Annotated in this window: 9 protein-coding genes; 7 read left to right on the top strand and 2 right to left on the bottom strand. The window is 66.6% G+C overall.

Features of this window, described 5'->3' with window-relative positions; translation table 11 throughout:
* Nucleotides 1-105: 105 nt before the first annotated feature.
* The 5 genes from FOZ70_RS32060 (at nt 106) to FOZ70_RS32040 (ending at nt 7,184) form a co-directional block, all read left to right on the top strand.
* A complete protein-coding gene (locus FOZ70_RS32060) occupies nt 106-705 on the top strand; it encodes a TetR/AcrR family transcriptional regulator (protein ID WP_006751498.1) in 600 nt (199 codons plus the stop codon).
* A gap of 58 nt (nt 706-763) precedes the next feature.
* Entirely contained in the window at nt 764-2,551 is a 1,788-nt protein-coding gene (locus FOZ70_RS32055; RefSeq protein WP_151289617.1) for an acyl-CoA dehydrogenase C-terminal domain-containing protein, read from the top strand.
* Between the two features lie 112 nt (nt 2,552-2,663).
* On the top strand, nt 2,664-5,099 hold the full coding sequence (locus FOZ70_RS32050; RefSeq protein ID WP_021158421.1) for a 3-hydroxyacyl-CoA dehydrogenase/enoyl-CoA hydratase family protein: 2,436 nt from the start codon (nt 2,664-2,666) through the stop codon (nt 5,097-5,099).
* 26 nt (nt 5,100-5,125) lie between these two features.
* Nucleotides 5,126-6,325 (top strand): acetyl-CoA C-acyltransferase, encoded by a 1,200-nt coding sequence (locus FOZ70_RS32045; RefSeq protein ID WP_021158422.1) that lies wholly within the window; start codon nt 5,126-5,128, stop codon nt 6,323-6,325.
* A 91-nt stretch (nt 6,326-6,416) separates the two neighbouring features.
* Nucleotides 6,417-7,184 carry an enoyl-CoA hydratase gene (locus tag FOZ70_RS32040; RefSeq protein WP_021158423.1) on the top strand — a complete coding sequence of 256 codons (768 nt, stop codon included), beginning with the start codon at nt 6,417-6,419 and terminating at the stop codon, nt 7,182-7,184.
* A gap of 51 nt (nt 7,185-7,235) precedes the next feature.
* Here the strand turns inward: FOZ70_RS32040 and fdhD are convergent, their stop codons facing one another.
* The gene (fdhD, locus tag FOZ70_RS32035) at nt 7,236-8,072 is read right to left on the bottom strand and encodes a formate dehydrogenase accessory sulfurtransferase FdhD (protein ID WP_059620570.1); all 837 of its coding nucleotides are present in this window, start codon (nt 8,070-8,072) and stop codon (nt 7,236-7,238) included.
* A gap of 121 nt (nt 8,073-8,193) precedes the next feature.
* On the opposite strand from fdhD, the gene FOZ70_RS32030 reads away from it, so the two are divergent.
* Nucleotides 8,194-8,676, top strand: coding sequence for a nitrate reductase associated protein (locus tag FOZ70_RS32030; protein ID WP_021158425.1), 483 nt, complete (start codon nt 8,194-8,196; stop codon nt 8,674-8,676).
* A gap of 36 nt (nt 8,677-8,712) precedes the next feature.
* On the opposite strand, the gene FOZ70_RS32025 is transcribed toward FOZ70_RS32030, so the two are convergent.
* On the bottom strand, nt 8,713-9,108 hold the full coding sequence (locus FOZ70_RS32025) for an acyl-CoA thioesterase (RefSeq protein WP_027789162.1): 396 nt from the start codon (nt 9,106-9,108) through the stop codon (nt 8,713-8,715).
* Nucleotides 9,109-9,281: 173 nt separating this feature from the next.
* On the opposite strand from FOZ70_RS32025, the gene FOZ70_RS32020 reads away from it, so the two are divergent.
* Entirely contained in the window at nt 9,282-11,153 is a 1,872-nt protein-coding gene (locus tag FOZ70_RS32020; RefSeq protein WP_059495431.1) for an ABC transporter ATP-binding protein/permease, read from the top strand.
* Nucleotides 11,154-11,323: the final 170 nt, after the last annotated feature.

Raw genomic sequence — 11,323 nt, 5'->3', positions numbered from 1 at the left:
TAGACACCGGTTTCTAATAATTTCCTTGTTTCGCGAGCGGTCGCACTCAATAATAGTACGGCCGTTCGATTTTATTCGAACCCCCGAACGGTTACAGAAATAGCTATGCGAAAAGGCGAACAGACGCGTGCCGCGATACTTGAAGCTGCTTTGGACCTCGCCAGCCGTGACGGGCTGGAGGGGCTGACGATCGGCCTGCTGGCCGAGCGCATGCAGATGAGCAAGAGCGGCGTGTTCGCGCACTTCGGATCGCGCGAGGACCTGCAGGTCGAGGTCGTCCGCGAGTATCACCATCGTTTCGAAAACGAGGTGTTCTTTCCGAGCCTGCGCGAGCCGCGAGGCTTGCCGCGCCTTCGGGCGATGCTGGCCCGCTGGACGGAGAAGCGCATCCAGGAGGTGACGACCGGATGCATCTACATCAGCGGGGCCGTCGAGTACGACGACCGGCCTGACAGCCCCGTGCGCGAGCAGTTGATCGCGAGCGTGACGGCCTGGCGTGCCGCGATGCTGCGGGCCATTTCGCAGGCGAAGGAAGAAGGCCATCTGCGTGCGGATACCGATCCGGACCTGATGCTCTTCGAGTTGTACAGCTTCACGCTCGGCCTGCATCACGACGCACGTTTCCTGCATTCGCCGGATGCCGTGCGCCTCACGTGGGCCGCGCTGGAAAAGACGATTGTTTCGTATCAGAGCGAGAGCCGTTAGCGGCGCGTGATCCGCCCGCCAGGAGCTCGAGCCGTTTTGCCCACCTTTGGAGAGAGTCATGGGACAGTACGCCGCGCCGCTGCGCGACATGCAATTCGTGTTGCACGAGCTTCTGAACGTCGAAGCCGAAGTCAAGCAAATGCCCAAGCATGCGGACCTCGACGCCGACACGATCAACCAGGTCCTCGAGGAAGCGGGCAAGTTCTGCTCCGAGGTACTGTTCCCGCTGAACCAGGTCGGCGACCGCGAAGGCTGCACGTATGAAGGCGACGGCGTCGTGAAGACCCCGACCGGCTTCAAGGAGGCCTACCAGCAATACGTCGAGGCCGGCTGGCCGGCGCTCGGCTGCGATCCGGACTACGGCGGCCAGGGCCTGCCCGCGTTCGTGAACAACGCGCTCTACGAAATGCTGAACTCGGCGAACCAGGCATGGACGATGTATCCGGGCCTGTCGCACGGCGCGTACGAATGCCTGCACGCGCACGGCGCGCCGGAACTCCAGAAGCAATACCTGCCGAAGCTCGTGTCGGGCGAATGGACGGGCACGATGTGCCTGACCGAGCCGCACTGCGGCACCGACCTCGGCATCCTGCGCACCAAGGCCGAACCGAACGGCGACGGCTCGTACTCGATCAGCGGCACGAAGATCTTCATCTCGAGCGGCGAGCACGACATGTCGAAGAACATCATCCACCTCGTGCTCGCGCGCCTGCCGGACGCGCCGCAGGGCACGAAGGGGATCTCGCTGTTCATCGTGCCGAAGTTCATTCCGGACGCGTCGGGCGAGCCGGGCGAACGCAACGGCATCAAGTGCGGCTCGATCGAACACAAGATGGGCATCCACGGCAACTCGACGTGCGTGATGAACCTCGACGGCGCGAAGGGCTGGATGGTCGGCGAGCCGAACAAGGGCTTGAACGCGATGTTCGTGATGATGAATGCCGCGCGTCTCGGCGTCGGCATGCAGGGCCTCGGCCTCACGGAAGTCGCGTACCAGAACTCGCTCACGTACGCGAAGGAACGCCTGCAGATGCGTTCGCTGACGGGCCCGAAGGCACCGGACAAGCCGGCCGACCCGATCATCGTGCACCCGGACGTGCGTCGCATGCTGCTCACGCAGAAGGCTTACGCCGAAGGCGCGCGCGCGTTCACGTACTGGTCCGCGCTGCAGATCGACAAGGAGCTGTCGCACGCCGACGAAGCGGTGCGCAAGGAAGCGGCCGATCTCGTCGCGCTGCTCACGCCGATCATCAAGGCGTTCCTGACCGACAACGCGTTCGAGTCGACCAACCACGCGATGCAGATCTACGGCGGCCACGGCTTCATCTCCGAGTGGGGCATGGAGCAGTACGTGCGCGACGCGCGGATCAACATGATCTACGAAGGCACGAACTCGATCCAGTCGCTCGACCTGCTGGGCCGCAAGGTGCTCGGCGACATGGGCGCGAAGCTGAAGAAGTTCGGCAAGCTCGTGACGGAATTCGCGGAAGCCGAAGGCGTGAAGCCGGAAATGGCCGAGTTCATCAACCCGCTCGCCGACATCGGCGACAAGGTGCAGAAGCTGACGATGGAAATCGGCATGAAGGCGATGCAGAACCCCGACGAAGTCGGTGCCGCCGCCGTGCCGTACCTGCGCACCGTCGGCCATCTGGTGTTCTCGTACTTCTGGGCGCGCATGGCACGCCTCGCCCTCGACAAGCAAGCGTCGGGCGATCCGTTCTACAAGTCGAAGCTCGCGACGGCACGCTTCTACTTCGCGCGCCTGCTGCCCGAGACGGCGTCGACGATCCGCGCCGCGCGCGCCGGTTCGAAGACGATGATGGAAGTCGACGAATCGCTGTTCTGACGCGAGTCCGGGCGGGGCGCGAGGCGCGCCGCCCGGATGCATCGGTTCCTGGTACTCACTTCTCCGTGCAGCCCCAACCTCCGCGCTGCACGACACTATCCGGAGACATCCCGTGAGCAATTTCCTGATTCGCAAGGTCGCCGTGCTGGGCGCCGGCGTGATGGGCGCGCAGATCGCCGCGCACCTCATCAACGCGCGCGTGCCGGTGCTGCTGTTCGACCTGCCGGCCAAGGAAGGCCCGAAAAACGCGATCGCGCTGAAGGCGATCGAGAACCTGAAGAAGCTGTCGCCCGCGCCGTTCGGCGTGAAGGACGACGCGAAATACCTCGAGGCCGCGAACTACGAAGACGACATCGCGAAGCTCGCCGAGTGCGACGTCGTGATCGAAGCGATCGCCGAGCGGATGGACTGGAAGCACGACCTGTACAAGAAGGTCGCGCCGCACATCGCGCCGAACGCGATCTTCGCGACCAACACGTCGGGCCTGTCGATCACGAAGCTGTCCGAAGGTTTCTCGGACGAGCTGAAGTCGCGCTTCTGCGGCGTGCACTTCTTCAACCCGCCGCGCTACATGCACCTCGTCGAGCTGATCCCGACCGCGCATACGCGCCCGGAGATCCTCGACCAGCTCGAAACCTTCCTGACGAGCATCGTCGGCAAGGGCGTCGTGCGCGCGAAGGACACGCCGAACTTCATCGCGAACCGCGTCGGCATCTTCTCGATCCTCGCGGTGATCACCGAGGCCGCGAAGTTCGGCCTGCGCTTCGACGAAGTCGACGACCTGACGGGCAGCCGCCTCGGCCGCGCGAAGTCGGCGACGTTCCGCACCGCGGACGTGGTCGGCCTCGACACGATGGCGCACGTGATCAAGACGATGCAGGACAACCTCGCCGACGATCCGTTCTTCCCGGTCTACCAGACGCCCGCCGTGCTCGCCGAACTGGTGAAGCAGGGTGCGCTCGGCCAGAAGACGGGCGGCGGTTTCTACAAGAAGGAAGGCAAGGCGATCAAGGTGCTCGACGCGAAGACGGGCACCTATGTCGACTCGGGCGCGAAGGCTGACGAAACGGTCGGCCGCATCCTGAAGCGCCCGCCGGCGGAACGCCTGAAGCTGCTGCGCGAGACGGACCATCCGCACGCGCAGTTCCTGTGGTCGATCTTCCGCGACGTGTTCCACTACATCGGCGTGCATCTCGAGTCGATCGCCGACAACGCGCGCGACGTCGACCTCGCGATCCGCTGGGGCTTCGGCTGGAACGAAGGCCCGTTCGAAGGCTGGCAGGCCGCCGGCTGGAAGCAGGTGGCCGAGTGGGTGCAGGAAGACATCGCGGCCGGCAAGGCGCTCGCGAACGTGCCGCTGCCGTCGTGGGTGCTCGAAGGCGCGGTTGCCGAGAAGGGCGGCGTGCACACGGCCGAAGGCTCGTGGGCACCGGCTGCGAAGCGCTTCGTGCCGCGTTCGGACCTCGCGGTCTACGACAAGCAGGTATTCCGCGCGCCGCTGCTCGGCGAAGCGGGCGCCGATCCGAAGACGTACGGCAAGACGCTGTTCGAGACCGACGCGGTGCGCGCATGGGTCGACGATCGTGCGGGTGAAGACGACGTCGTGATCGTGTCGTTCAAGTCGAAGATGAACACGATCGGACCGAGCGTGATCGACGGCCTCGTGCAGGCGATCGAACTCGCGGAGAAGGACTACAAGGGCGTGGTGATCTGGCAGCCGACGTCGCTGAAGCTCGGCACGCCGGGCGGCCCGTTCTCGGCCGGCGCGAACCTCGAAGAGGCGATGCCCGCGTTCATGATGGGCGGCGCGAAGGGTATCGAGCCGTTCGTGAAGAAGTTCCAGGAAGGCATGCTGCGCGTGAAGTACGCGAACGTGCCGGTCGTCGCGGCCGTGTCGGGCATCGCGCTCGGCGGCGGGTGCGAGCTGATGCTGCACAGCGCGAAGCGCGTCGTGCACGTCGAGAGCTACATCGGCCTCGTCGAAGTGGGTGTCGGCCTCGTGCCGGCGGGCGGCGGCCTGAAGGAAGCGGCGCTGCGCGCAGCGGACGCCGCGACGGCCGCGAACGCGACCACCGACATCCTGAAGTTCGTCACGAAGTCGTTCGAGAACGCGGCGATGGCGAAGGTCTCGGCGTCCGCGCACGATGCGCGTGCGATGGGCTACGTGAAGCCGTCCGACACGATCGTCTTCAATGTGTTCGAACTGCTCGACACCGCGAAGAAGGAAGCGCGTGCGCTGGCCGCCACCGGCTACCGCGCACCGCTGCGTGCGAAGGACGTGCCGGTCGCGGGTCGCTCGGCGATCGCGACGATCAAGGCATCGCTCGTCAACATGCGTGACGGCCGCTTCATCAGCGACCACGACTACCTGATCGCGAGCCGCATCGCCGAAGCCGTGTGCGGCGGCGACGTCGAAGCCGGCAGCCTCGTCGACGAGCAGTGGCTGCTCGCGCTCGAGCGCCGCGCGTTCGTCGAGCTGCTCGGCACGCAGAAGACGCAGGAACGGATCATGGGTATGTTGCAGACCGGCAAGCCGGTGCGTAACTGAGCGAGCGATAAGGCAAGGAGTCTCAAATGAGCAAACAATTGCAAGACGCATACATCGTCGCCGCCAGCCGCACGCCGATCGGCAAGGCCCCGCGCGGTGTCTTCAAGAACACGCGCCCGGACGAGCTGCTGGTCCACGCGATCAAGTCGGCGGTTGCGCAGGTGCCGGGCTTCGACACGAAGCTGATCGAGGACGCGATCATCGGCTGCGCGATTCCGGAAGCCGAGCAGGGCCTGAACGTCGCGCGGATGGGCGCGCTGCTCGCGGGCCTGCCGCAGACGGTCGGCGGCGTGACGGTCAACCGCTTCTGCGCGTCGGGCATCACGGCGCTCGCGATGGCGGCCGACCGCATCCGCGTCGGCGAATCGGACGCGATTTTCGCGGGCGGCTGCGAATCGATGAGCATGGTGCCGATGATGGGCAACAAGCCGTCGATGTCGCCGCACATCTTCGATCGCAATGAAGACTTCGGCATCGCGTACGGGATGGGCCTGACGGCCGAGCGCGTCGCCGAGCAGTGGAAGGTGAGCCGCGACGACCAGGACGCGTTCTCGGTCGAGTCGCACCGCAAGGCGCTCGCCGCGCAGCAGGCCGGCGAATTCAACGACGAGATCGCCGCCTATACGATCACCGAGCGTTTCCCGAACCTCGCGACCGGCGAAGTCGACGTGAAGACGCGCGAGATCAAGCTCGACGAAGGTCCGCGCGCGGATACGTCGATCGAAGGCCTCGCGAAGCTGCGCACGGTGTTCGCCAACAAGGGCTCGGTCACGGCCGGCAACAGCTCACAGACGTCGGACGGCGCGGGCGCGCTGCTCGTCGTGTCGGAGAAGGTGCTGAAGGAATTCAACCTGACGCCGCTCGCGCGTTTCGTGAGCTTCGCGGTGCGCGGCGTGCCGCCGGAAATCATGGGCATCGGCCCGAAGGAAGCGATTCCGGCCGCGCTGAAGGCCGCTGGCCTGAAGCAGGACGATCTCGACTGGATCGAGCTGAACGAAGCGTTCGCCGCGCAATCGCTGGCGGTGATGCGCGACCTCGGCCTCGACCCGTCGAAGGTCAACCCGATGGGCGGCGCGATCGCACTCGGCCACCCGCTCGGCGCGACCGGCGCGATCCGCGCGGCGACCGTCGTGCACGGCCTGCGCCGCCGTAACCTGAAGTACGGGATGGTCACGATGTGCGTCGGCACCGGCATGGGTGCCGCGGGCATCATCGAACGCCTGTAAGCAGGACGCGACGCAAAGCGACGACGGTGCGCGGGCCACAAGCTCGCGCACCGTTTTTTCATTCCGATAGAGGAAAGTCAAGGAGACGGTTGTGGCCGAAATTCAAGTGGAACGCGCCGAAGGCGTGATGACGATCACGATCGCACGCCCGGCGAAGAAGAATGCGCTGACGGCGGCGATGTACCAGACGATGGCCGATGCACTCGCCGACGCGCAGGAAGACAAGGCGATCCGCGTGATCCTGCTGCGCGGCAGCGACGGCAATTTCACCGCGGGGAACGATCTCGAGGATTTCCTGAAGGCGCCGCCGAAGGACGACACCGCCCCGGTGTTCCAGTTCCTTGCACGGATCAGCACCGCGAGCAAGCCGATCGTGGCCGCCGTGCCGGGCCTGGCGATCGGCGTCGGCGTGACGATGCTGCTGCACTGCGATCTGGTGTACGCAGCCGACACCGCGACGTTCTCGCTGCCGTTCGCGCAGCTCGGCCTGTGCCCGGAAGCCGCGTCGAGCGTGCTGCTGCCGCGCCTGGCCGGCCATCAGGTTGCCGCCGAGAAGCTGCTGCTCGGCGAGGCGTTCGATGCGCTGGAAGCGCACCGGATCGGCATCGTCAACCGCGTGCTGCCGGCGGCCGAGCTCGACGCGTTCGCGGCGAAGCAGGCGGCGAAGCTCGCGGCGCTGCCGGCGGCATCGCTGCGCGTGACGAAGGCGCTGCTGAAGGATACGGGCGGTGTGGCGACGTCCGCGCGGATGGCCGAGGAGGCGGGCCACTTCGCCGCGATGCTGCGCGCGCCCGAAGCGCGCGAGGCAATGACGGCGTTCTTCGAGAAGCGCAAGCCGGATTTCCGTCAGTTCGACTGATGGAGCAGGCCGCGCCGGCGATGGCTCGCCAGCGCGCCGCCGCGAACGCGATCAGGCCGTGCCGTAGTCGACGTGGCCGGTTTCGCGGCAGAAGCTGACGAGCCGCAAGCCGGCCGCTTTCGCGATTTCGATCGCGAGCGACGACGGCGCGGAGATCGTCGCGACCATCGGAATGCCGACGCGGGCGGCCTTGCGTACGAGCTCGTAGCTCGCGCGGCTCGACAGGAACACGAACCCGTCGGTCGGGTCGGCACGCGACAGCACGAGCGAGCCGATCAGCTTGTCGAGCGCGTTGTGGCGGCCGACGTCCTCGAACGCCATCCGGATCGCGCCTGTTGCGTCGCACCACGCGGCCGCGTGCAGGCCGCCCGTGAGCTGCGTGAGCGCCTGATGCGCCGGCAGCGCCTGCGCCGCGCGCGTCAGCGCGTCGGGGGCGAGGCGCGCGAGAAAGCCCGTATCGGGCACGCGCTCGGGCGCGAGGTCGAGCAGGTCGATGCTTTCGATCCCGCATACGCCGCAGCCGGTGCGCCCCGCGAGCGCGCGGCGCCGGTCCTTCAGCGCGGCGAACGCCTGCTGGACGACCTCCAGGTGGACCTCCGCATGCGGCAGCGGGGCGTCGGCGTGCAGGATCACCTCGATGTCCTTGATGTCGCTGCCGCGCGCGACGATCCCTTCCGAGATCGCGAAACCGACCGCGAACGCTTCGAGGTCGCACGGCGTACACATCATCACCGCGTGCGAGATGCCGTTGAAGACGAGGGCGACGGGCCATTCCTGGCCCACGTAGTCGTGCGCGGTTTCGACGGCGCCCCCGCGCGTGCGGCGCACGGACAGTTCGATCGCGCCGCGCGGTTCGTCGCGCATTTCACCGGATTCGGTCGGATTCACGAGTACTCCCGTTGATTCGGCGCGCGGGCGGCGGCATTCGTATCCGCTGCCCGCGCGCAGAGGTTCTAAAATACCCCAGGCAAGCCGGCCGCGCCGGCATCCGCCACATCAGGTAACGACCATGGGACTCAGCGACGCTCCACTGTTATTCGCCTTCGAACACGAATCGTCGGAAAACTTCACGTACATCCCGATGATCGTGCGTTTCAATCTTGACCGTTTCGGTCTGCGGATTTCGCTGGAGCAGTGGCAACTGCTGCCGCTCGAGGACCGCAAGCTGCTCGCACGCTTTCCGGCCGACGACGACACCGCGATCGAGCCCAACTTCGATCACGCGCTGTTCGAAATGCTGCGCACGCACGCGGATCTGGAACCCTCGTGGTTCCAGCCGGACGAGCAGCCGGCCTGGCGTGCCACCGACATCGTGCCGGAGTCGCTCGTGCAGCAGAGCGCGCTGGCCGGGCTGACGGCGCCCGGGCTCGCGCAGTGGCAGCAGCTTGCGCCGTTCCAGCGCTACGTGCTGGTGAAGCTGTCGCGCAAGCCGAAGCTGAACCACGATTTCCTGCCCGCGATGCGGGAGTTCGGGCTGACGGCCACGCACTGAGCTGGCCGTGCGCCGCACGGTCGCGGCGCTCGCCGGTCAGAGCGGCGGCAGTTGCCGCGGCTTGCGGTCGGGGCCGGTTGCGACATAGGTGAGCGTCGCTTCGGTGACCTTCACGATTTCGCCCATCAGGCGCATGCGCTGCGCGTACACCTCGACGTCGACCGTGATCGACGTGTTGCCGGTGCGCATGATGGTCGCGTAGAAGCTCAGCAGGTCGCCGACGAACACCGGCTGCTTGAACACGAACGAGTTGACCGCGACCGTCGCGACGCGACCGTTCGCGCGCTGGCTCGCGGGGATCGAGCCGGCGATGTCGACCTGCGACATGATCCAGCCGCCGAACACGTCGCCGTGGACGTTCGCGTCGTGCGGTTGCGGGACGACGCGCAGCGCGGGCTGCTTTTGCGGGAGTTCGAGGGTCGAATCGGTCATGGCGGGGGCTTTCATCCTGTAAGAAACATGCCGCCGTGCGCAGGCCGGCCGGCGAGGGCGCCGGCAGCGGCGCGAAGCGGCTTCTGCGACAATACAACGTTCGCAAATTGTACGAGAAAGTGCGCAAGCCGGCCGCCGATACACGCGTCGTGCACCGCCACAGAGACTTCCCCATGCGCCGATTTCCCGCTTCCGGCGAGCCCGCGCCGGCTTCGACCGGGCCCCGCAACGACTGGCAGACCATCCGGTCGCTGCTGCCGTACCTGACCACCTACAAATGGCGCGTCGCGCTCGCGCTCGCCTGCCTGATCGGCGCGAAGGTCGCGAACCTCGGCGTGCCGGTCGTGATGAAGCGCATCGTCGACCACCTGTCCTACGTCCAGCAGATCACCGCGCTCGGCCGCGCCGAACAGTCGGCCGGCATCGTGCTCGCGGGCGGCGTCGGGTTGCTGGTCGTCGCGTATGCGCTCGTGCGGCTGTCGACGTCGCTGTTCACCGAGCTGCGCGAGATCCTGTTCTCGAAGGTCACCGAGAGCGCGGTGCGCCAGCTCGCGCTGCAGGTGTTCCGGCACCTGCACGGGCTGTCGCTGCGGTTCCATCTCGAACGCCAGACGGGCGGCATGTCGCGCGACATCGAGCGCGGCACGCGTGGCATCCAGCAGCTGATCTCGTATTCGCTGTACAGCATCCTGCCGACGCTCGTCGAGGTCGGGCTCGTGCTCGGCTTCTTCGTGGTCAAGTACGAGGCCTATTACGCGTACGTGACGTTTGCGGCGCTGGTCACGTACATCGTGTTCACGGTGAAGGTCACCAACTGGCGCACGCATTTCCGCCGCACGATGAACGAACTCGATTCGCGCGCGAACTCACGGGCGATCGATTCGCTGATCAACTACGAGACGGTGAAGTACTTCGGCAACGAGGAGTGGGAAGCGCAGCGCTACGACGAGAACCTGAAGCGCTACCGGAAGGCCGCGATCCGTTCGCAGAATTCGCTGTCGGTGCTGAACTTCGGCCAGCAGGCGATCATCGGCACGGGGCTCGTGTTCATCCTGTGGCGTGCGACGCAGGGCGTGCTCGCGGGCAAGCTGACGCTCGGCGATCTCGTGCTGATCAACACGTTCATGCTGCAGCTGTACATTCCGCTGAACTTTCTCGGCGTCGTCTATCGCGAGCTGAAGCAGAGCCTCACCGACATGGACCGGATGTTCGGGTTGCTGTCGGCCGCGAAGGAAGTGGCCGACCTGCCCGATGCGCGGCCGCTCGCGGTCGCCGGCGCGCAGGTGCGCTTCGAGCACGTGAATTTCGCGTACGAGCCGGCGCGGCCGATCCTGCACGACGTCTCCTTCACGATCGATGCGGGCACGACGACCGCGGTGGTCGGCCACAGCGGCTCCGGGAAGTCGACGCTGTCGCGGCTGCTGTTCCGCTTCTACGATCTCGACCGGCAGGCGGGCGGCGCGATCCGGATCGACGGCCAGGACATCCGCGACGTCACGCAGGATTCGCTGCGTGCGTCGATCGGGATCGTGCCGCAGGACACCGTGCTGTTCAACGACTCGATCTACTACAACATCGCGTACGGCCGGCCGAGCGCGACCCGCGACGAGGTGATCGCGGCCGCGCGCGCCGCGCACATCCACGATTTCATCGAAAGCTTGCCGAAGGGTTATGACACGCCGGTCGGCGAGCGCGGGCTGAAGCTGTCGGGCGGCGAGAAGCAGCGCGTCGCGATCGCGCGCACGCTGTTGAAGGATCCGCCGGTGCTGCTGTTCGACGAGGCGACTTCGGCGCTCGATTCGCGCTCGGAGCGGGCGATCCAGCACGAGCTCGACCAGATCGCGCGGCATCGCACGACGCTCGTGATCGCGCACCGGCTGTCGACGGTCGTGCACGCGCAGCAGATCCTCGTGATGGATCACGGGCGGATCGTCGAGCGCGGCACGCACGACGAACTCGTGCGCGCCGACGGGTTGTATGCGCAGATGTGGGCGCTGCAGCAGCAGCGCGCGGCGGCGGGCGGGGAAGAGGCGGAGGCCGCGTAGGCGCCGGGTATTGCGCGGTGCGCGGCAGGAACGGGCGGTGTGGTGCCGTCAGGGCCGGGGGATTTGGCGAAGCGTCGGCGACATCGGATCCTGGAGCTTGGTCCGGTGCCGATCGGTCGCGCACTCGGTGACAAGTCGGGGTATCGACTGCCGAACCGCCGAACCGCCGA

It is taken from the genome of Burkholderia sp. COPS, assembly GCF_019425585.1.
In the GTDB taxonomy this organism is placed as follows: Bacteria; Pseudomonadota; Gammaproteobacteria; order Burkholderiales; family Burkholderiaceae; genus Burkholderia; species Burkholderia cepacia.
This window is presented reverse-complemented; position numbering and strand designations above follow the sequence as displayed.

What these genes read in the sequence shown, in the direction of transcription:
- FOZ70_RS32020 (WP_059495431.1), top strand. Translation starts at nt 9,282, where the DNA reads ATGCGCCGATTTCCCGCTTCCGGCGAGCCCGCGCCGGCTTCGACCGGG.
- FOZ70_RS32060 (WP_006751498.1), top strand. Translation starts at nt 106, where the DNA reads ATGCGAAAAGGCGAACAGACGCGTGCCGCGATACTTGAAGCTGCTTTG.
- FOZ70_RS32030 (WP_021158425.1), top strand. Translation starts at nt 8,194, where the DNA reads ATGGGACTCAGCGACGCTCCACTGTTATTCGCCTTCGAACACGAATCG.
- FOZ70_RS32025 (WP_027789162.1), bottom strand. Translation starts at nt 9,108, where the DNA reads ATGACCGATTCGACCCTCGAACTCCCGCAAAAGCAGCCCGCGCTGCGC.
- FOZ70_RS32055 (WP_151289617.1), top strand. Translation starts at nt 764, where the DNA reads ATGGGACAGTACGCCGCGCCGCTGCGCGACATGCAATTCGTGTTGCAC.
- FOZ70_RS32045 (WP_021158422.1), top strand. Translation starts at nt 5,126, where the DNA reads ATGAGCAAACAATTGCAAGACGCATACATCGTCGCCGCCAGCCGCACG.